This window comes from Nonomuraea ceibae, assembly GCF_019396325.1.
GTDB classification, from domain to species: Bacteria; Actinomycetota; Actinomycetes; order Streptosporangiales; family Streptosporangiaceae; genus Nonomuraea; species Nonomuraea ceibae.
In genome coordinates this window covers 17,308-36,584 of record NZ_JAHKRO010000090.1, presented here as the reverse complement: position 1 = coordinate 36,584, position 19,277 = coordinate 17,308, and the positions used below count along the sequence as shown (strand labels likewise).

At 72.1% G+C, this 19,277-nt stretch carries 18 protein-coding genes; 8 read left to right on the top strand and 10 right to left on the bottom strand.

The features are described from left to right. Positions 1 to 1,234, bottom strand: a 1,234-nt coding sequence (locus KME80_RS36950; RefSeq protein ID WP_308126086.1) for an MFS transporter, incomplete at its 3' end; no start/stop codon positions are given. 51 nt (positions 1,235 to 1,285) lie between these two features. Between KME80_RS36950 and KME80_RS36945 the strand changes: the two genes are divergently transcribed. Both KME80_RS36945 and KME80_RS36940 read left to right on the top strand, forming a co-directional pair. Next, the gene (locus KME80_RS36945; protein WP_219511823.1) at positions 1,286 to 2,692 is read left to right on the top strand and encodes a purine-cytosine permease family protein; all 1,407 of its coding nucleotides are present in this window, start codon (positions 1,286 to 1,288) and stop codon (positions 2,690 to 2,692) included. A 24-nt stretch (positions 2,693 to 2,716) separates the two neighbouring features. Continuing rightward, positions 2,717 to 3,199, top strand: a complete 483-nt coding sequence (locus KME80_RS36940; RefSeq protein WP_219511820.1) for a hypothetical protein — start codon at positions 2,717 to 2,719, stop codon at positions 3,197 to 3,199. Here KME80_RS36940 and KME80_RS36935 read toward each other — a convergent pair. Next, positions 3,138 to 4,937: an alkyl/aryl-sulfatase gene (locus tag KME80_RS36935; RefSeq protein WP_219511817.1), complete on the bottom strand. Its 1,800-nt coding sequence runs from the start codon at positions 4,935 to 4,937 to the stop codon at positions 3,138 to 3,140. The two genes, KME80_RS36940 and KME80_RS36935, sit on opposite strands and share 62 nt — an antisense overlap. Positions 4,938 to 5,034: 97 nt before the next feature. Here KME80_RS36935 and KME80_RS36930 point away from each other — a divergent pair, with 97 nt between their 5' ends. After that, positions 5,035 to 5,661 carry an HAD family hydrolase gene (locus tag KME80_RS36930; RefSeq protein ID WP_219511813.1) on the top strand — a complete coding sequence of 209 codons (627 nt, stop codon included), beginning with the start codon at positions 5,035 to 5,037 and terminating at the stop codon, positions 5,659 to 5,661. 18 nt (positions 5,662 to 5,679) lie between these two features. Then, entirely contained in the window at positions 5,680 to 6,618 is a 939-nt protein-coding gene (locus KME80_RS36925) for a ribose-phosphate diphosphokinase (RefSeq protein ID WP_219511812.1), read from the top strand. Positions 6,619 to 6,628: 10 nt separating this feature from the next. On the opposite strand, the gene KME80_RS36920 is transcribed toward KME80_RS36925, so the two are convergent. Next, the gene (locus tag KME80_RS36920; RefSeq protein WP_219511810.1) at positions 6,629 to 7,123 is read right to left on the bottom strand and encodes a winged helix-turn-helix transcriptional regulator; all 495 of its coding nucleotides are present in this window, start codon (positions 7,121 to 7,123) and stop codon (positions 6,629 to 6,631) included. A 100-nt stretch (positions 7,124 to 7,223) separates the two neighbouring features. Between KME80_RS36920 and KME80_RS36915 the strand changes: the two genes are divergently transcribed. Continuing rightward, entirely contained in the window at positions 7,224 to 8,645 is a 1,422-nt protein-coding gene (locus KME80_RS36915; RefSeq protein WP_308126085.1) for an MFS transporter, read from the top strand. Positions 8,646 to 8,659: 14 nt separating this feature from the next. Here the strand turns inward: KME80_RS36915 and KME80_RS36910 are convergent, their stop codons facing one another. Beyond that, entirely contained in the window at positions 8,660 to 9,415 is a 756-nt protein-coding gene (locus KME80_RS36910) for an SDR family oxidoreductase (protein ID WP_219511808.1), read from the bottom strand. 93 nt (positions 9,416 to 9,508) lie between these two features. On the opposite strand from KME80_RS36910, the gene KME80_RS36905 reads away from it, so the two are divergent. The 3 genes from KME80_RS36905 (at position 9,509) to KME80_RS36895 (ending at position 11,828) form a co-directional block, all read left to right on the top strand. Next, on the top strand, positions 9,509 to 10,273 hold the full coding sequence (locus KME80_RS36905) for a nucleotidyltransferase domain-containing protein (RefSeq protein WP_219511806.1): 765 nt from the start codon (positions 9,509 to 9,511) through the stop codon (positions 10,271 to 10,273). Between the two features lie 16 nt (positions 10,274 to 10,289). Continuing rightward, positions 10,290 to 10,919: a maleylpyruvate isomerase N-terminal domain-containing protein gene (locus KME80_RS36900; RefSeq protein WP_219511804.1), complete on the top strand. Its 630-nt coding sequence runs from the start codon at positions 10,290 to 10,292 to the stop codon at positions 10,917 to 10,919. Positions 10,920 to 10,991: 72 nt separating this feature from the next. Continuing rightward, complete coding sequence (locus KME80_RS36895) at positions 10,992 to 11,828, top strand: NmrA family NAD(P)-binding protein (RefSeq protein WP_219511802.1); 837 nt, start codon at positions 10,992 to 10,994, stop codon at positions 11,826 to 11,828. On the opposite strand, the gene KME80_RS36890 is transcribed toward KME80_RS36895, so the two are convergent. From KME80_RS36890 to KME80_RS36865, 6 genes are all read right to left on the bottom strand, one after another. Beyond that, on the bottom strand, positions 11,807 to 12,811 hold the full coding sequence (locus tag KME80_RS36890; RefSeq protein WP_219511800.1) for an ABC transporter ATP-binding protein: 1,005 nt from the start codon (positions 12,809 to 12,811) through the stop codon (positions 11,807 to 11,809). The genes KME80_RS36895 and KME80_RS36890 overlap by 22 nt on opposite strands. After that, on the bottom strand, positions 12,808 to 13,782 hold the full coding sequence (locus tag KME80_RS36885) for an ABC transporter ATP-binding protein (protein WP_219511798.1): 975 nt from the start codon (positions 13,780 to 13,782) through the stop codon (positions 12,808 to 12,810). Before KME80_RS36885 ends, KME80_RS36890 begins: the two co-directional genes overlap by 4 nt. After that, complete coding sequence (locus KME80_RS36880) at positions 13,779 to 14,660, bottom strand: ABC transporter permease (RefSeq protein ID WP_219511796.1); 882 nt, start codon at positions 14,658 to 14,660, stop codon at positions 13,779 to 13,781. Before KME80_RS36880 ends, KME80_RS36885 begins: the two co-directional genes overlap by 4 nt. Beyond that, positions 14,657 to 15,703 carry an ABC transporter permease gene (locus KME80_RS36875; protein WP_219511794.1) on the bottom strand — a complete coding sequence of 349 codons (1,047 nt, stop codon included), beginning with the start codon at positions 15,701 to 15,703 and terminating at the stop codon, positions 14,657 to 14,659. Before KME80_RS36875 ends, KME80_RS36880 begins: the two co-directional genes overlap by 4 nt. Continuing rightward, positions 15,700 to 17,505: an ABC transporter substrate-binding protein gene (locus KME80_RS36870; protein WP_219511791.1), complete on the bottom strand. Its 1,806-nt coding sequence runs from the start codon at positions 17,503 to 17,505 to the stop codon at positions 15,700 to 15,702. The genes KME80_RS36875 and KME80_RS36870 overlap by 4 nt, the downstream gene beginning before the upstream one ends. 120 nt (positions 17,506 to 17,625) lie before the next feature. Then, positions 17,626 to 19,254, bottom strand: coding sequence for an ABC-F family ATP-binding cassette domain-containing protein (locus tag KME80_RS36865; RefSeq protein ID WP_219511789.1), 1,629 nt, complete (start codon positions 19,252 to 19,254; stop codon positions 17,626 to 17,628). Positions 19,255 to 19,277 lie beyond the last annotated feature (23 nt).

Sequence of the window (19,277 nt, the reverse complement as noted above, 5' to 3'; positions counted from 1 at the left end):
CGATCGACGAGCCGAGCCGCTGCCCGGTCTGCAGCACCCCGGCGGCGCTGCCGCCGGCGGCCGGGGGCACCTCGGAGAGGCTGATCGCCTGGTTGGGCGCGATGACGAGCCCGCTGCCGATGCCGGCGACGAGCAGCGGCAGCGCGGTGGCGAGCCCGACGCCGGGACCGGGCACGAGCACGGTGGCCCAGACGGTCGACGCGAGCCCGGCGATGACGACGAGCAGGCCGACGGCGACCACCCGCCGCCCGGCCCGCCCGACGAGCCGGCCGCCGAGCAGCGACGCCGACGCCGAGCCGAGCGCGAACGGGGTGATCGACAGCCCGGCCTGGAGCGGGCTGTAGTGGAGCCCGCTCTGCAGGTAGAGGGTGAAGATGAAGAAGATCCCGGTGAACCCGGCGAAGTAGAACAGCGCGATCGTGGTGCCGAGGCTGTAGGAGCGGCGGGCGAACAGCGCGAGCCGCACCAGCGGTTCCTTGCCGTAGGCCCGCTCCCAGGCGACGAAGCCGGCGAGCACGGCCAGGGCGGCCGGGACGAGGAGCCAGGTGGCGGGGCTCTGCCACTGGTGCTGCTGGATGACGGGCAGCAGCAGCCCGGCGACGCCCGCGCCGAGCAGCAGCACGCCGACGGGGTCCATGCTCTCGCGCCGTCCCTGCCCGCGCGGCATGGCGGGCAGCAGTTTGCGGGCCAGCGGCAGCAGCGCGAGCCCGATCGGCACGTTCACCAGGAACACCCACCGCCAGCCGTGGTCGGCGCCGAACACGGTGACGAGCGCGCCGCCGATGAGCGGCCCCGCGGCGGTGGACACGCCGATGGTGGCGCCGAGCGCGCCGAACGCCCGCCCGCGTTCGGCGCCCTGGAACATCTGCTGGATCAGCCCCGACACCTGCGGGTTGATCACCCCGGCGGCCAGGCCCTGGAGCAGCCGGGCGACGACCAGCACCGGCATGCTGGGCGCGAGCCCGCACGCGGCGCTGGCCAGGGTGAACAGCAGCACGCCCAGGACGAACAGGTCGCGCCGGCCGCGCGCGTCGCCGAGCCGCCCGGCGGGCACCAGCAGCAGCCCGAACGTCAGCGCGTAGCCGGACAGGATCCACTGCAGGCCGTCGGCGGAGGCGTGCAGGCTCTCCCTGATCGAGGGCAGGGCGACGTTGACGATGCTCACGTCCAGGCCGGACATGAACGCCGCCACGAGGCAGACGGCCAGCGCGGGCCTGCGCGGGTCAGGCGTCACGGCGGTCACATCCCCCTTTTCCGCCTCATGTACCCCGGGTACCGTCCGATCATGGACACGTTGGCGGTGGAACGGAACGGCATCAACGCGATCCCCGAAGGGGAGCGCCGCGGCCGGCCGTCGGATCTGTTCTGGCCGTGGGCGGGCTCGAACCTGTCGCTGTTCGGGGTCGCGTTCGGCGTGTACGTGGTCGGGCTCGGGCTGGGCGTCGTCCCCGCGATCATCACCGGGGCGGTCGGCTACGCGCTCTCGTTCGGCCTGGTCGGGCTGGTGGCCGTCGCCGGGTCCCGGTCCGGGGTGCCGACGATGACGCTGGGCCGGGCGCCGTTCGGCTACCAGGGCAACAAGCTGCCCGCCGCGCTGTCGTACGTCTCGAACGTGGGCTGGGAGACCGTGCTGGTCACGCTCGCGGCGCAGGGCGGGGCGGCGATCCTGGGCCGGGTCGCGCCGGGCGTGCCGGCCACGACGGCGACGGCGGTGTGCTTCGCGGTGGCGGCGCTGGTGACGATCGCGGTCGGGGTGTACGGGCACGCGATGATCATGGTGGTGCAGCGGTACCTGACCTACGCGTTCGTCGTGCTGACCGTGATCTACATGGTGCTGATGGCGCCGCGCCTGGGCACCGCGCTGGAGGGCGGCGACGCGGGGCCGGGCGCCTGGGTGGGCGGGGTGATCTTCGCGATGACGCTGCTCGGCCTGGGCTGGGTCAACTGCGGGGCCGACTACTCGCGTTACCTGCCGTCGGCGTCGCGGCCCTCGCGGGTGGCGTTGTGGACGACGCTGGGCGGGGCGCTGCCGCCGATGGTGCTGCTGGTGTTCGGCGTGCTGCTGGCGGGCGGCGACCCGGAGCTGGCCGGCGCGGCGGCCGGTGACCCGGTGGCGGCGCTGGCGGGGGCGCTGCCGACCTGGTTCCTGCTGCCGTACCTGCTGACCGCCATCGGCGGGTTCCTGGCCGGGGCGATCATGGACATCTACTCGTCGGGCCTGTCGATGCTGGCGCTGGGCGTGCCGATCAGGCGGCACTACGCGGTGCTGATCGACGGCCTGCTCATGGTGCTCGGCGGCTACTACCTGCTGTTCGTCTCGACCAGCTTCCTGGCCACGTTCCAGGCGTTCCTGGCGATCATCGGCGTGGTGATGGCGGCCTGGGTCGCGGTCTTCCTGGTGGACCTGTGGCGGCTGCGCGACGGCGGGCGCTCCTACGACGAGCGGCTGCTGCGGCCGGGCGCGCCGGCGGTCAACTGGGCGGGCGTGGTGTCGCTGGTGGCGGCCTCGTTCGTCGGCATCGGCCTGATCAGCTCGGCCGACCCGAACATCGCGGGCCTGGTCGGCTTCCTGATGAGCGACGACCTGAAGGCGGGCACGTTCGCCTCGGCCAACATCGGCGTGGTGGTCGCGCTGGTGCTGGCGGGCGTGCTCTATCTCGCCTTCACCAGCGTGGCGCCCCGGCGGCGCTGACCTGCGCGGATTACCCTCGGTGGCATGGTGCGGCTGCTCTGGTGGGCGGTCCACGGCGCGTCGGCGGTGCTGCTGCTGGCCGCCGTGGGCGGCGACGGGCGGCCCGTCGTGGCCGTCGCCGGCGTGCTGCTGGCCGCCCTCTACGCGGCCGGGCCGGTGTTCGGCGGCGGCCTGAGCCGCACCGGCGAGCGGGTCTGGCTGGTGACGCTCACCTGCGCGTGGGCGGGCCTGGCCACGCTGTCGGCGCCGTTCGCCTGGCTGGTGTTCCCCCTGTTCTTCGCCTTCCTGTACGTGCTTCCGCTGTGGGCGGCGACGTTCGCCGTGACCGTGCTGGCGTGCGCGGCCGCGGCGGCGGCGAGCTGGCACGCGGGCGGCGTGTCGGCGCCCCTGCTCGCCGGTCCGGCGGCCGGAGCGGTGCTGGCGACGCTCCTGTGGGCGGGCCCGGTCACGGGGTCACGATCGCGAAGCCGGGCACGGGGCCGTCCAGCACGGCCACCAGGCGCCTGAGCACGCCCGTGTCGCCCTCCCGGTCCACGCCCTCCACGCACTTGCCCGTGAGCAGCGCGAGGAGCTGCGCCTTGGTGAGCCTGAGCGTCAGGTCGACCTCCGCCTCCGGCGGGTTCTCCTGGTGGACGAGCGCCCCGTTGGAGAGCGTCGTACGGTGCCGCTCCCCCAGGTCGGTCAGGTGCCAGTCGATCGACAGCCGCTCGTGCCAGGCCCGTGGCCCGTTGACCCGGATGGCGATCGAGTCGAAGATCTGGCTCACGCTCAGCGCCGCGATCAGGTCGGGCGAGGGCTGCGCGGCCGTGGCGGGCACGATCCCGTCGGCCAGCTCCAGCGCCCCCATCAGGTACGAGTTCCGCCAGGTGGCGTTCTCGGCGCCGTGCCCGAGCCGGGTGTAGACCTCGGCCAGCAGGTCGCGGGCCGGTTTGTTGCCCTCGTCGGCGAAGACCGCGTGGTTGAGCAGCTGGGCGGCGAAGCGCAGGTCGCCGGCGTCGATGTAGGCCCTGGCGAAGGCGACCACGGCGGCGCCGCCGCCCAGGCACTCCACGTAGCGGATCGCGCTCTGCCGGGGCGGGTGCTCCCACAGGTGGGCCGGGTTGCCGTCGAACCAGCCGAGGTAGTGCTGGTAGATGGCCTTGACGTTGTGGCCGGTCGAGCCGTAGTAGCCGTGGGTGTGCCAGACCTGCTCCAGGCCGGGCGGGAGCTGCAGGTGCTCGGCGATCTCCGGGCCGGTCATGCCCTGGTTCATCAGGCGCAGCGTCTGGTCGTGCAGGTAGGCGTACAGGTCGCGCTGCTCCGACAGGAAGCGGACGATGTTCTCGCCGCCCCAGGAGGGCCAGTGGTGGGAGGCGAAGGCCACGTCGGCGGCGTCGCCGAACAGCGTGATGGCCTCGGTGAGGCAGCGCGTCCAGCGGCGCGGGTGGCGCACCGGGGCGCCGCGCAGCGACAGCAGGTTGTGCTGGTTGTGGGTGGCGTTCTCGGCCAGGAAGAGCGCCCGGCGGTCGGGCAGCAGGAACGACATCTCGGGTGGCGCGTCGGTGCCGGGCGCGAGCTGGAAGCTGAACCGCACGCCGTCGACGGTCTCCTCCTGGCCGGTGCGCCTGACGTACAGGGTGGGCGGGATGAGGGAGATCGTCCCGGTCGAGGAGGCCATGCCGAGGCCGGCGCCGACCTGGCCCCACGGTGACCTGTCGAGGGCGGGGCCTTCCATGTAGACGGCGCGGCGGGTCATGGCGGGCGCGGCGTAGACGCTCTCGGCGGCGGCGTGTTCGAGGAAGCCCTCGGGGGCCAGGATGGGCACGCCGCCGCCGGTGACGCCGCGGACGCCGCCGAAGTGGTCGGCGTGCGAGTGCGTGTAGACGACGCCGGTGACCGGGCGTTCGCCGCGGTGGTCCTGGTAGAGGCGGAGCGCGGCGGCGGCGCACTCGGTGGAGATGAGCGGGTCGACCACGACGACCCCGGTGTCGCCCTCGACCAGGGTCATGTTCGACAGGTCGAGCCCGCGGACCTGGTAGATGCCGTCGGCCACCTCGTACAGGCCCTGCCTGGCGCAGAGCTGGCCCTGTCTCCACAGGCTGGGGTGGACGGTCTCGGGGCAGTCGGCCTGGAGGAAGGCGTAGGCGTCGTTGTCCCAGACGACCCGGCCGTCGACGTCCTTGACCACGGCCGGGGTCAGACCGGCGATGAACCCGCGATCCGCGTCCTCGTAGTCCTGGCGATCGTGGAATGGAAGGTCGGCCATGCCGGGTGCATGCCCCAAAATCACCACAGACAGGGCCAAAGGTCGGGCAATACGGACAAAAGGCGGATGTGATTTGCTGGGGCCCATGAAAGCGTGCGTGTTCGATCTCGACGGGGTGCTCGTCGACTCCGAGCCGGTGTGGGAAGAGGTGCGGCGGGCCTTCGTCGCCGACCACGGCGGCGTGTGGCAGGACGACACCCAGTCCAGGCTCATGGGCATGAGCACCGGCGAATGGGCCGCCTACCTGCACGAACTCGGCGTGGACCTGCCGCCTGCCGAGATCGCCAAGCGGGTGATCGAGCAGATGGCGGCCCGCTACCGCGACGGCGTGCCGCTGATGCCCGGCGCCACCGAGGCCGTCCGGCGGCTGGCCGCATCCGTGACGCTCGGCCTGGCCAGCTCCTCGCCCCGGGCGCTGATCGACGTGGTGCTCGACGCCAGCGGCCTGACGAGCTGCTTCACGGCCACCGTGTCGACCGAGGAGGTCGCGCGCGGCAAGCCCGCCCCCGACGGCTACCTGGAGGCGGCCCGCAGGCTCGGCGTCGACCCGGCGGACTGCGTGGCCGTCGAGGACTCCAGCAACGGCCTGCGCTCCGCCGACGCCGCCGGCATGCGCGTGATCGCCGTCCCGCACCCGCGCTACCCGCCCGCGCCCGACGCGCTGGCCCTGGCCTGGCGCGTCGTCGACGACCTCGGCTCGCTCACGCCCGGCCTGCCGGCCTGACTGTAGGGTGTGGGAATCGTGCGAGACATCACGGTTTTCAGCGGAAGTGCACACCCGGAGCTGGCTGAGGAGATCTGCGCCCAGCTCGGCACCCCACTCCACCCGGTCAAGGTCGACCGCTTCGCCAACGACGTCATCGAGGTCCAGCTCCAGGCCAACTGCCGCGAGCGTGACGTGTTCCTGATCCAGCCGCTCGTGCCGCCCACCCAGGAGCATCTGGTCGAGCTGCTGCTCATGCTCGACGCCGCCCGGGGCGCCTCGGCGGCCAGGACGACCGTGGTCATGCCGCACTACGCCTACGCGCGCTCCGACAAGAAGGACGCGCCGCGCATCTCGATCGGCGCGCGGCTCGTGGCCGACCTGATGGCGACGGCCGGAGCGGGCCGGGTGCTGACGATGACGCTGCACTCCCCGCAGGTGCACGGCTTCTTCAGCGTCCCCGTCGACCACCTCCACGCGCTGCGCGAGCTGGCCGCGCACTTCCGGCGCTACGACCTGTCCGACACCGTCGTGGTCTCCCCCGACCTGGGCAACGCCAAGGAGGCCGCGCACTTCGCCCGCCTGATCGGCGCGGGCGTGGCGATGGGCGCCAAGCAGCGCTTCGCCGACGACCGGGTGGTGATCAGCTCGGTCATCGGCGACGTGGCGGGCAAGGACGTGATCATCCTGGACGACGAGATCGCCAAGGGCAGCACGGTCATCGAGCTGCTCGACCGGCTGCGCGAGCGCGGCGTCCGCTCGGTGCGCGTGGCGTGCACCCACGGGCTGTTCGCCGACGGCTCGATCGAGCGGCTCAGCGCGCTGCCCGAGGTCGAGGAGATCGTGTGCACCAACACGGTCCCGCCGCCCAAGCCCAGCGACAAGCTCACGGTGCTGTCGGTCGCCCCGGCGCTGGCCGAGGCCATGCGCCGGATCCACTGCGGCGAGTCGGTCAGCGCCCTGTTCGGCACGTCCTGACTCCTCGGGCTCAGCGGGAGCCCGTCAGCACGCTGCGGGCGATCTCGGCCCGCCTGCCGGCGTCGGCCTCGGCCGCCTCCTGCTCGGCCAGGACGCGGGCGTCGTAGGCGGCGCGGGCTGCGGCGATCTCGTTCTGGTGCGACTCGGTCCAGGTGACCAGCTCGCGGATGGTGGAGTGCAGGGTCGCGCCCAGCGAGGTCAGCTCGTAGTCGACGCGCGGCGGCACGGTCGGGTGCACGGTCCTGCTGACCAGCCCGTCGCGCTCCAGGTGGCGCAGCGTGCGCGTGAGCATGCGCTGGCTGACCCCGTCGATCATCCGGCGCAACTCGCTGAAGCGCAGGCTGCGCCGGTCGAGCAGCGCGATGACCAGCAGTGACCACTTGTCGGCCACGCGGTCGAGGATCTGCCTGACCTCGCAGTCCTCGCGGGTGTCCCACTGCAGGACGTCGTAGTCGCCGCCGGTGTCCCCGCAGTAACCGAGGGACTGTGAAGTGCCGTCTTCCATGACACCTCATGGTGCTCGACGATGCTGCTGGTTACAAGAGGGAACCGGCATGCTGTTGAGTAACCGTGACCGGTTCCGTGCTGTCGAGAGGAATGGAACCGTGTCCACACCTGTGCACACCCGCATGGACGCACGCGCCTGGGGCGTGCTCCTCGTCCTGGCGGGAGCCGTCTTCCTGGAAGGGATCGACGTGGCCATGCTGAACGTGGCCCTGCCGTCGATCCGGGCCGACCTGGGCCTGTCCACCGGCACGCTCAGCGGTGTCGTCAGCGCGTACGTGCTCGGCTACGGCGGATTCATGCTGCTGGGCGGCCGGGCGGCCGACCTGCTGGGCCGGCGCCGGATGTTCCTGTTCTGGCTGGCCGTCTTCCTGGCCTTCTCCGGCCTGGGCGGATTCGCGACCGAGGGGTGGATGCTGCTCGTCGCCCGGTTCGTGACCGGGGTCGCCGCCGCGTTCATGGCCCCGGCCGGGCTGTCGCTGATCACCGGCACCTTCCCGGAGGGCCCGCAGCGCACCAAGGCGCTCGGCGTGTACGCCGGGACGGCGGCGGGCGGCTTCTCGCTCGGCCTGGTCGCCGGCGGGCTGCTGACCTCGATCGGGTGGCGCTGGGTGTTCTTCGCACCGGTGATCATGGCGGCGGTGATCCTGGCCGCCGCCATGATCCTGATCAAGGAGACGCCGGCGCCCGGGCGGCCCGCGGGCGGCTTCGACCTGGCCGGCGCGTTCAGCATCACCGGTGCCATGCTGCTGCTGGTCTACGGCGTGGTCCGGCTGGAGCACCCGGGTGACGGCCTGGCGGGCACACTCGGCGTGTTCGGCGCCGGGTTCCTGCTGCTGGTGGCCTTCGTGCTGATCGAGCGGCGAGCCGCCGACCCCCTGGTGCGGCTGGGCATCCTGCGCTCCGGGCCGCTGGTGCGGGCCAACCTGGGCGCGCTGCTGTTCCTGGCGTCGTTCGCCGGGTTCCAGTTCGTCGCCACCCTCTACCTCCAGGAGGTGCGCGGCTGGAGCAGCCTGCAGACGGGGCTGGCCATGCTGGTGATCGGCATGGACACCGTCCTGGCCCCGACGCTCACCCCGAGGCTGGTCAACCGCTTCGGCAACGCCCGCGTGCTGTTCGGCGGGCTGGTGGTGACCGCGCTCGGCTACGCGCTGTTCCTGCCGATCGGCATGGACTGGACGTACGCGGCGATGCTGCCGACCATGCTGCTGCTCGGGCTGGCGTTCTCGCTGGCGTACGGGCCGCTGACCATGGCGGCCACCGACGGCGTCGCCGAGCACGAGCACGGCCTGGCGAGCGGGCTGCTCTACACGGCCTTCCAGTTCGGCACCGCGCTCGGACTGTCGGCGGTGACCGCCGTGAGCGTGGCGGCGCTCGGCGGCGCGGCCACGCCGGAGGCGGCGCTGGACTCGCTCCGGCTCGCCCTGCTCGTCCCGGTGGGGGCGGCGGTCGCGGGCGTGGTGATCGCGGCCTTCGGGCTCCGGCGCCGCGCCGGCGTCCGGCCCGCCACGGCGCCGGCCTGAACCCGGCGTGCCGGTCAGGCCATGCCGCCGTTGCTCTTCAGGAGCTGGCCGTTGATCCAGCCGCCCTGCGGCGAGCAGAGGAACTCCACCAGGTGGGCGGTGTCCTGCGGGGTGCCCAGGCGGCCGAGCGGCGTGGCGTCCAGGCAGGCGTCACGCACCTCGTCCGACATCCAGCCGGTGTCGACCGGGCCGGGGTTGACGACGTTGGCGGTGATCCCGAGGTGGGCGAACTCGTGGGTGGCCGCCAGCGTGATCCGGTCGAGGGCTCCCTTGCTGGCGCCGTAGGGCAGGTTGTGCACGGTGTGGTCGCTGGTCAGGCTGATGATGCGGCCGGTGCCGTGCGCGCCGCGGAAGCGGCGGCCGTACTCGCGGACGAGCAGCCAGGTGGCGCGGGCGTTGACGGCGAAGTGCCGGTCGAAGCTCTCGACGGTGGTGTCGAGCAGGCCGGAGTCGACCGACTCGCAGTGGCACATCACCAGCGCGGTGACCGGGCCCAGGCGTTCGGCGGCGTCGAAGATCCGGGCGGCGGCCTCGGGGTCGGCGAGATCGGCCTCGACCGCCACGGTGGCCGCGCCGCGTCCGGTCAGCTCCCGGTCGATCTCCTCGGTCGCGCCCGGCTCGACGCCCCAGGCCATGCGTTCGTCGTACGGGTGCCAGTAGGTGAAGGCGAGGTCCCAGCCGGCGTCGGCCAGGCGCAGGGCGATGCCGGCGCCGATGCCGGTGGTGCGCCCCACCCCGGTCACCAGGGCGAGCGGGCGTTCAGCGGTCATGAACCCGATCGTTTCGGGCGCCCCCGGCACCCGGCAACCGGTTTTACCGGCCGCCGTATGGATGGGCGGCGGCTGATCGTTCACAGTGGCAGCATGCACACTTCCACAGAGCTTCTGCTGACGCGCTTCCTCGCGGAGGTCGGGCCGGTCGTGCCGCTCGTGGCGCTGTGGGCGCACGGGTCGCTGGCCAGGGGCGACTACCAGCCGGGCCGGAGCGATCTGGACCTGGTCGCCGTGGTGGAGAGGCCGCTCACCGACGCCGAGCGCGGCCGGCTGGAGGCGCTTCACCAGGGGCTCGACCTGCCGCTGGCCGGGCAGTTGCACTGCTCCTACCTGCCGGTGGCGCGGCTGGCCGATCCGGGCGAGCGGCACGTGACGTGGGCGATGGCGGAGCTGTTCGAGCGGCCGGTCACCGCCGTCACCCGCCGCGAGCTGCTCACGGGCGCGCTGGAGCTGTACGGGGAGCCGCCGGACGCGCTGATCCCGCCGGTGTCCGACGGCGAGCTGGCCGACTTCGTCCGGGCGGATCTGCGTGACTTCTGGCTGGTCAAGCTCGGCGGGCGGCGGCGCTGGCTGCGCGAGGTGTGGGTGGACCTCGGCATGGTGACGGTGGCGCGGGCGACGGTGACTTTGCGGGACGGGCGGCTGATCACCAAGCGGGAGGCGCTCGACGTGCTGGCCGAGCTGGGCGCGCCGGACGTGGTGGTGGCCGACATCCGCGCCAGGCGGTACGGGACGCCGCCGCCGGTGCTGAGCCGGTTCCGCAGGGCGAAGCTGGCCCGGCGGTTCATCCGGGACGCGATCACGCGGACCGCCAGGGATAACCTGGGCGAAAACACCGCAATGACACCGCAATGAGGGGATATCGCCACCCATGGGGGAGATCAGGAACGCGTACGTGACGGCGGCCGCTTCGGCGGCGGCGCTGCTGCGGGACCCCGCCGTCGCGGCGGCCTGGGACAAGCCGAGCGCGCTGACCGAGTTCAGCGTCGGCGGGCTGGCCGGGCACCTGGCGCAGCAGCTCGTGCGCGTCGACGGCGCGCTGGCGAGCGAGGGTGCCGGGGAGCCGATCCGGCTGCTGGAGCACTACACGCGCTCCCCGTGGGTGCAGGAGGGCCTCGACCACGAGAGCAACGTGAACATCAGGCGCGGCGGCGAGCAGGCCGCCGCCCGTGGGGCCGAGGCCCTGGCGGCGTCCACGGAGGACCTGCTCGACCGGCAGCGGGCCGCGCTCGCGGCGGAGCCCGCCGACCGGGTGATCGACCTGCCGAACTGGTCGCTGCTGCTGGACGACTTCCTGCTGACCCGGCTGATCGAGCTCGTGGTGCACGCCGACGACCTGGCCGCCAGCGTCGGGGTGCCGACTCCCGAGCTGCCGCCGCAGGTCGTGGAGCCGGTCGTCGAGATGCTGGCGCGGCTGGCCGTGCACCGGCACGGCGCGACCGCGGTGATCCGCACGCTGAGCAGGGCCGAGAGGGCTCCTGCGGCGATCAGCGCCTTCTAGTGGAATGAAACGTTCTGTTCTGCTATTCTGAGATCAGAACGTTCCGTTCCGCATCGCTAGAAGGAGCATGCCATGACTTTCCTCGTCACCGGAGCCACCGGGACCGTCGGCCGCCTCGTCGTGGAGGAGCTCCTGCGCGCCGGCCACAGCGTCCGGGCCCTGACCAGGGACGCCGCCAAGGCCGGCCTGCCCGAGGGCGTCGAGGTCGTCGAGGGCGACCTGGCCAGGCCCGAGACGCTGGCCGCCGCGTTCGACGGCGTCGAGGCAGCGCACCTGATCAACTTCGCCGGCGACGACTACGCGCCCCTCCAGCACGGCGACCGCATCGCCGCGCTGGCGGCCGAGGCCGGGGTGAAGCGGGTGACCGTGCTCGGTGGGCGCGCCGACGGCGCGCTGGAGCAGGCCCTGGCCGCCACCGGCATGGAGTGGACGCTGCTGCACCCGGTCGAGTTCATGTCCAACACGCTCAAGTGGTGGACGCACTCCGTCAGGAGCGAGGGCGTCGTGCGCGAGCCGTTCGGCGACCGGCTCAGCGCGATGGTGCACGAGCGCGACATCGCCGCCGTGGCCGCGACCGTGCTGGCCGAGGGCGGGCACGGCGGCGAGAGCCTGACGCTGACCGGCCCCGCCGCCGTCACCACCGCCGAGAAGGTCCGGCTGCTGGGCGAGGCCCTCGGCGCCGAGATCCGCTTCGTCGAGCTGACCGAGGACGAGGCCCGCGCCCAGTGGCGCTCGTTCGGCATGGGCGAGGAGACGATCGCGTTCCTCATCGACGCCCTCGGCAACACCCCGGACGTCGGCAAGACCGTGGTCCCGACCGTCGAGCAGGTCACCGGCAGGCCCGCCCGGAGCTTCGCCGAGTGGGCCGCCGAGAACGCGGCGGCCTTTCAGCCCGTGGCGTCCGCGTAGTAGCAGGCCGCCTGCGCGGTGGCCGAAGCAGGCAGGATGTCGAGCAGTTCACCCCTGCACCGGGCGTCCACGCCGGCCTCGGCCGCCTTGCCGGAGGCGAGCACCTGGCAGCGGGCGTGGAAGCGGCAGCCGCCCGGGATGCGGGTCGGGTCCGGCGGCTCGCCCGTCAGCACCACCCGTTCGGGCGACTCGGGCAGCACCGACAGCAGCGCCTGCGTGTAGGGGTGGCGCGGCGCCGTCAGCACCTGCTCGACCGGCCCCGACTCGACGATCCGGCCCAGGTACATCACCGCCACCCGGTCGGCGATGTTCCACGCCAGGCCCAGGTCGTGGGTGACGACCAGCGCCGACAATCCCAGCTCGTCGCGGAGCTTGAGCATCAGCGCCAGGATCTCGCCGCGCACCGAGGCGTCCAGCGAGGCCACCGGCTCGTCGGCGATCAGCACCTTCGGGTTCAGCGCCAGCGCACCGGCGATCACCACGCGCTGCCGCTGCCCGCCGGACAGCTCGTGCGGGTAGCGCAGCAGGAACCGCTCCGGCGGGCGCAGCCCGGCCCGCGACAGCGCCGAGTTCACGATGTCGGCCTCGTCGGGCAGGCCGTGGATGCGCGGCCCCTCGGCCACCGCCTCGTAGACGGTGTGCCGCGGGTTGAGCGAGCCCGTCGGGTCCTGGAGGACGAGCTGCACCTGCCTGCGGTATTCCTTCAGCGCCTTCGAGCCGTACTTCAGCGGCCGGCCGTCGAAGTGGACGGTGCCCGCCGTGGGCTTCTCCAAGCCGAGCAGGGTGCGGGCGAGCGTCGTCTTGCCGCAGCCGGACTCCCCGACCAGCGCCACGATCTCGCCCTCGCCGACCGCGAGGTTCACGCCGTCGACCGCGCGGGCCCGCCGCCCGCGCGAGGCGAACTCCACGCGCAGGTCACGGGCTTCGAGCAGGGTGCGGCGGGCCGTGCTCACGGTCTCCGCCGGCGCTTCGGTCTCGGTCATGATGCCTCCTCCTTCGCCCGTACGTGCACGCAGGCGGCGCTGCGGCGGTCACCGGCGGGCCACAGCTCGACGTCGAGCGACGAGCACTCCTCCAGCGCGATCGGGCAGCGCGGGTGGAAGGCGCAGCCGGACGGCAGATGCATGGGGTCGGGCGGGTCGCCGCCGAGCCCCTTGGGCGCCAGCCGGGAGACCGGGTCGCCGACCGTGGGGAACGCCGCCGCCAGCGCCCTGCTGTAGGGGTGCTTGGCGTCGTGGAACACCTCGCGCGACGGGCCGTGCTCGACGACGCGGCCCGCGTACATGACCGCGAGCTGCCCGCACACGTCGGCGAGGACCGACAGGTCGTGCGAGATCATGATGAGGGAGATGTCGTGCTCGGCGACCAGGTCCTTGATCAGCGTCAGCACCTGGGCCTGGACCATCACGTCGAGCGCGGTCGTCGGCTCGTCGGCGATGATCAGCTTGGGCGAGCAGGCGAGTGCCATCGCGATCATCACGCGCTGGCGCTGCCCGCCGGACAGCTCGTGCGGGTAGCTCTGCGCCCGCCAGGCGGGCATGCCCACCTGGCCGAGCAGCTCGGCCACCCGCTTGTCCGCCTGGTCGGGCTTGGCCAGGCCGTGCACCAGCATCGGCTCGGCGATCTGCTCGCCGATCCGGCGCACCGGGTTGAGCCCGTGCTGCGCGCCCTGGAACACGATCGAGGCCTCCGCCCAGCGCACCGCGCGCAGCCGGCCCCACTTCATGGTCAGCACGTCCTCGCCGCCGAGCAGGATCCGGCCGCCGACGCGCGCGTCCCGCGGCAGCAGCCGCAGCAGCGCCATGGCCAGCGTCGACTTGCCGGACCCCGACTCGCCGGCGACCCCGAGCGCGGCGCCGCTGTCGAGCGACAGCGACACCCCGCGCACGGCGGGGACCTCGCCGGAGGCGATCCGGTACGTCACCGAGACGTCGTCCAGTTCGAGGAGGGTCATGCGCCCGCCTTCCGCAGTCGCGGGTTGAGCACGGCCTCCAGCGCCCGGCCGCACAGCGTGAACGCCATGACGACCGCGACGATGCACAGGCCGGGGATCAGGATGTACCACCAGGCGCCCGCGGTGGCCGCGCCCCAGTCGTAGGAGCCGCGCAGCATCGTGCCCCACGAGGTCTTGTTCGCGCTGACGCCGAGGAAGGCCAGCGTGGACTCGGTGACGATGGCGCTGGCGACCTCCAGCGTGGTGCTGGCCAGCAGCAGCGGCGCCACGTTCGGCAGCACGTGCCGGGTGGTGACGTGCCAGTGGCCGGCGCCGAGCGCCTTGGAGCGCTCGATGTACGGCCGGGCCTCGACGGCCAGCGTCTGGGCGCGGATCAGCCGGGCGGTCGTCGGCCAGGTGGTGACGCCGATCGCCATGATGATCGTGAACGTGCTGCCGCCCATGATGGCCGCCAGCACCAGGGCCGTGACCAGCGAGGGCAGCACCAGGAACCAGTCGGTCACCCGCAGGATGACCGCGCTGACCCAGCCGCGGAAGTGCCCGGCGGCGATGCCGAGCACGGTGCCGATCAGCATGCTGACCAGCGCCGCGAGGAAGCCGATGAGCAGCGACGTGCGCGAGCCCCACCACACCATGAGCAGGATCGAGCGGCCCGACTCGTCGGTGCCGAACGGGAACTCCAGGCTGGGCGGCTGCATCGGCTTGCCGGGGGCGTTGACGACGCCGGTGACGCTCTGGTCGATGAACAGCGGCGCGACCACGGCCAGCAGCGCGGCGACGACCAGGATGACCAGGCCCACGACGCCGGCCCGCTGCCTGCTGAAGTCCTTCCAGAACCGGGTCAGCGACTGCCGCCTGCGTGCCGACGCGACGCTCATGCCGACCTCACCCTCGGGTCGAGGATGTGGTAGATCACGTCGGCCAGCGTGTTCATGATGATCACGGCGACCGTGATGAGCATGAACGTGCCCTGCATCAGCGTGAAGTCAGGCACCCTGACCGCCTCGTAGAAGAGCTGCCCGAGGCCGGGCCAGCTGAAGATGGTCTCCACCGTGACCGCGCCGCCCACGACGAAGCCGACGCGCATGAACACCAGCGTGACCGTCGGGAGCAGCGCGTTGGGCACCGCGTGCCGCCGCCGCACGTCGTCGTCGCGCAGGCCCTTGGCCCGGGCGGTGGTGATGTAGTCCTGGCCCACCTCGTCGAGCAGGGACGAGCGCATGACCAGCAGGTACTGGGCGTAGACCACGCCGACGAGGGTGATGACGGGCAGCACCATGTGGTGCGCGACGTCGAGCACGTAGCCGAACCCGTCGGGCGCGTCGACGCTCTGGATGCCCCGCGACGGGAAGATCTTGAGGTAGGCGCCGAACACCAGCAGCAGGAGCAGCCCGAGCCAGAACGTCGGCACCGACCACAGCACCAGCGAGGTGCCGGTGGAGAACCGGTCGAACCGGCTGCCGTGGCGCCACCCGGCCCGCATGCCCTGCCAGATGCCGAGGCTGACCGCGACCGCGAGGCCGACGCCCGCCAGCAGCAGCGTGGCGCCGATCCGGTCCCCGATGAGGTCGAGCACCGGGCGCTTGTACTCGTAGGACATGCCGAGGTCGAAGCGGAGCGTGTCGCCCAGGAAGTTGAGGAACTGGTTGATCAGCGGCTCGTCGAGGCCGAGCCTGCGGCGTTCCATGTCCAGTTGCTCGGGGGTCATGTTGCGTCCCTGGGCCAGGGCCCGTACGGGATCTCCCGGGAGCAGCCGGAACAGGAAGAACGTTCCGATGATCACCATGGCGATGCTGAACAACGCCCCGCCGGCCTTCGACAGCGCGTAGCGCAGGATGCCGTGGCGGGCGGGGCGATGGTCCTCAGCGGGGCCCGCCGCCTGGGAGGCGGCGGGTTCCACTGCTTCGAGAGGTGCTGTCATTCTCGGTCGTCCGCGGCACTCTTACGCCGCCTGGTGAGGAAGAAGGCTCCGAGGCCGATGACCACCACGGCCCCGACCACGCCGGCGATCAGGCCGGTGTTGGAGCCGCCCTCGGCCTCGGCGGCGGCCGGCTCGACGGCCTCCAGCGAGTAGAACGGCCAGAAGCTGCTGGCGCCGTACAGGATGCCGTCCTGCTCGGGCACCGAGGTGACGCTCTTGATGCGGTCCTTGCGGTAGCCCTCGAGGTCGTTGGTGTAGTAGATCGCGATGACCGGGGCGTCGGTGTAGAGGCGCTCCTGCATCTGCTTGATCAGCTCGGCGCGCTTGGGCCGGTCGAGCTCCTTGAGCTGCTCCTGGTAGAGCTTCTCGAAGGTCTCGTCGCAGTAGAACGACTCGGTGCCGCCGCCCTCGCCGGACGGGGTCGGCCGGCGGCTGCACAGGTGCGTCGCCAGGACCTCCTCCGGGTCGGGGTTGACCGACCAGCCGCTGATCGCGATGTCGAACAGGCCGGTGACGCCGGTCTCCTCGGTGAACTTGCTGGAGTCGAGCTTCTTGGTGGTCAGCGTGATGCCGATCTCCTTGAAGAACCCGGTCAGGTATTCGGCGAGCTTGTCCTCGATCGGGGTGTCGGTGTGGATGCTGAAGCGGAACTCCAGCTTGCGGTCACCGTCGGGCATCGTGCGGACGCCGTCGGCGCCCTTCTTGTAGCCGGCCTCGTCGAGGATCTGGTTGGCCTTGGCCGGGTCGTAGGTGACCTTGGTGTCGCCGCTCGCCTCCCAGAAGAAGTCCGTGTACATGGGCGGCACGATCGAGCCGTGGGCGGGCTTGGCCAGGCCGTTCTGCACCTCGGCGACGAGCTTGTCCTTGTCGATGGCGTAGTGCAGCGCCTGGCGGACCTTCTGGTCCTTGAGCGCCGGGTGGCCGTCGCCGACGGGCTTGTCGTCGGTGGTGGTGGCGCCGTGGTTGATCTGCAGGTAGTTGGCGCGGCGGCCCTGCTGGTTCCACTGGACGATGTTGGGGTCGCCCTTGAGCGCCTCGAACTCCGGCGGGTTGAGCCGGCCGATCAGGTCGATCTCGCCGTTCTTCAGGCCGACGATCGAGGCCGCGGGGTTGTCGTAGAAGATGACCTGAAGCTCGTCGATCTTGGGGGCGCCCCGCCAGTAGTTGGGGTTGGCCTTGAGCTTGACGTACTGGTCCTTCTTGTGCTCGACGGCGATGTACGGGCCGCTGACCACGGCCGGGTACTGGTCGCCGGAGAACTGGCCGAGGTCGGTGACCTTCTCCCACACATGCTTGGGCATGATCGGGATCGGGTTCTCCAGCATCGAGGCCTGCGGGGCCTTGAGCTTGATGACCAGGTCCTGGCCGTTGGCCGTGACGCTCTCGAAGTTCTCGACGGCGGGGCCGTTGGCGGTCTTGGCCGCGTCGTCGGTCATGATCTTGTTGAACGTCCAGGCGGCGTCCTCGGCGGTGACCGGCTGACCGTCGGACCACTTCGTCTGGCGGATCTTGAACGTCCAGGTGAGGCCGTCCTCGGACGTGGTCCACGACTCGGCCAGGTCGGGGCTCGGCTTGAGCGTCTTGGAGTCGGGCACCGTGAGGAACCCGTACATCCAGCGGTGGATCGAGGTGGAGACCAGGCGGACCGCGAGGAAGGGGTTCATCGAGTCGACGGCCTGGGTGGCGCCCACACGTACGATCTTCTTCCCCGCCGCAGGGTCCTGCGCTAGGGCCGCCTGGCCCTGACCGGCTACCAACAGCGCGACGCCCAGCACAGCCAGGCGCGCGAGCCATTTCCTCATGAGTGCCTCACCTTCAGGCGGGGGGTTATCTGTGTAGAGCACGGCACACCATAGGAACGTCGCATGTCAACGAGTGGCGGAGAATTGTTTCATCTTCGTTTCCTTGCGCGGTGTAAATTTTCAGCGGGCTTCGGTGACCGCGCCCGACTCCACCCGCAGCCGGCGATCGACGTGCACGGCGTCGAGCATCCGGCGGTCGTGCGTGACCAGCAGCAGGGTGCCCGGATAGCTCGCCAGCGCCGACTCCAGCTGCTCGATGGCGGGCAGGTCGAGATGGTTGGTCGGCTCGTCGAGCACGAGCAGGTTAACACCCCTGGCCTGCAACAACGCCAGCGCGGCCCGGGTGCGCTCGCCGGGTGACAGCGTGGCCGCCGAGCGCAGCACGTGCCCGGCCTTGAGCCCGAACTTGGCCAGCAGGGTCCGCACGTCGGCCGGCATCAGCTCCGGCACGTGCGTGGCGAACGCGTCGAGCAGCGCCTCCTCGCCCTCGAACAGCCCGCGCGCCTGGTCGACCTCGCCGACGACGACGCCGGGGCCGAGCGCGGCGTGCCCCTCGTCCAGCTCGGTCCGGCCGAGCAGGGCGGCCAGCAGCGTGGTCTTGCCCGAGCCGTTGGGCCCGGTGATCGCCACCCGCTCCGCCCAGCCGATCTCCAGGTCGACCGGGCCGAGCGTGAACGTGCCGCGCCGGACCACCGCGCCGCGCAGCGTCGCCACGACCGCGCCGGAGCGGGGCGCGGCGGCGATCTCCATCCGCAGCTCCCACTCCTTGCGCGGCTCCTCGACGACGTCCAGCCGCTCGATCATCTTGTCGGTCTGGCGGGCCTTGGCCGCCTGCTTCTCGGTGGCCTCGACGCGGGCGTTGCGGCCGATCTTGTCGTTGTCGGGCATCTTGCGGCGGGCGTTCTTGACGCCCTTCTCCATCCACGCCCGCTGGGTGCGGGCGCGGGCCTCCAGCTGGGCGCGGGTCTCCGCGTACTCCTCGTACTGCTCCCTGGCGTGCCGCCTGGCGACCTCGCGCTCGTCCAGGTACGCCTGGTAGCCGCCGCCGTAGAGGTGGATCTGCTGCTGGGCCAGGTCCAGCTCCAAGACCTTGGTGACGGTCCTGGCCAGGAACTCGCGGTCGTGGCTGACCAGCACGGTGCCGGCGCGCAGCCCGTTGACGAAGCCCTCCAGCCGGTCGAGGCCGTCGAGGTCCAGGTCGTTGGTCGGCTCGTCGAGCAGGAACAGGTCGTAGCGGCTGAGCAGCAGCGACGCCAGCCCGGCGCGGGCCGCCTGGCCGCCGGACAGCGAGGTCATGAGCTGGTCCAGGCCGACCGTCAGCCCGATCGTCTCGGTGCGCTCCTCCAGGTCGGCGCCGCCGAGCGACAGCCACCGCTCCAGGGCCACGCTGTAGGCGTCGTCGGCGCCGGGCGCCTGCTCGACCAGACCCTGCGTGGCGGCGTCGAGCTCGCGCTGCGCCTGGGCCACGCCGGTGCGCCGGGCCAGGAACTCCCTGACCGTCTCGCCCGGCCTGCGGTCGGGCTCCTGCGGCAGGTGGCCGACGGTGGCCGTGGCCGGGCTGAGCCGGATCGTGCCCTGCTCGGGCCGGTCGATCCCGGCCAGCATGCGCAGCAGCGTGGACTTGCCCGCGCCGTTGGCCCCCACGAGCCCGATCACGTCGCCGGGGGCCACCACGAGATCCAGCCCGGAGAACAGCACCCGCTCCCCGTGTCCGGCCGCCAGATCCCGCACCACCATGGTCGCACTCATGTGGGCCGATGCTACTAGTGTGT

Coding starts and splice junctions, on each gene's coding strand:
- KME80_RS36910 (WP_219511808.1), bottom strand. CDS start 9,415: ATGACCGCTGAACGCCCGCTCGCCCTGGTGACCGGGGTGGGGCGCACC.
- KME80_RS36865 (WP_219511789.1), bottom strand. CDS start 19,254: ATGAGTGCGACCATGGTGGTGCGGGATCTGGCGGCCGGACACGGGGAG.
- KME80_RS36900 (WP_219511804.1), top strand. CDS start 10,290: ATGGGGGAGATCAGGAACGCGTACGTGACGGCGGCCGCTTCGGCGGCG.
- KME80_RS36920 (WP_219511810.1), bottom strand. CDS start 7,123: ATGGAAGACGGCACTTCACAGTCCCTCGGTTACTGCGGGGACACCGGC.
- KME80_RS36905 (WP_219511806.1), top strand. CDS start 9,509: ATGCACACTTCCACAGAGCTTCTGCTGACGCGCTTCCTCGCGGAGGTC.
- KME80_RS36870 (WP_219511791.1), bottom strand. CDS start 17,505: ATGAGGAAATGGCTCGCGCGCCTGGCTGTGCTGGGCGTCGCGCTGTTG.
- KME80_RS36945 (WP_219511823.1), top strand. CDS start 1,286: ATGGACACGTTGGCGGTGGAACGGAACGGCATCAACGCGATCCCCGAA.
- KME80_RS36935 (WP_219511817.1), bottom strand. CDS start 4,937: ATGGCCGACCTTCCATTCCACGATCGCCAGGACTACGAGGACGCGGAT.
- KME80_RS36880 (WP_219511796.1), bottom strand. CDS start 14,660: ATGAGCGTCGCGTCGGCACGCAGGCGGCAGTCGCTGACCCGGTTCTGG.
- KME80_RS36890 (WP_219511800.1), bottom strand. CDS start 12,811: ATGACCGAGACCGAAGCGCCGGCGGAGACCGTGAGCACGGCCCGCCGC.
- KME80_RS36895 (WP_219511802.1), top strand. CDS start 10,992: ATGACTTTCCTCGTCACCGGAGCCACCGGGACCGTCGGCCGCCTCGTC.
- KME80_RS36940 (WP_219511820.1), top strand. CDS start 2,717: ATGGTGCGGCTGCTCTGGTGGGCGGTCCACGGCGCGTCGGCGGTGCTG.
- KME80_RS36885 (WP_219511798.1), bottom strand. CDS start 13,782: ATGACCCTCCTCGAACTGGACGACGTCTCGGTGACGTACCGGATCGCC.
- KME80_RS36875 (WP_219511794.1), bottom strand. CDS start 15,703: ATGACAGCACCTCTCGAAGCAGTGGAACCCGCCGCCTCCCAGGCGGCG.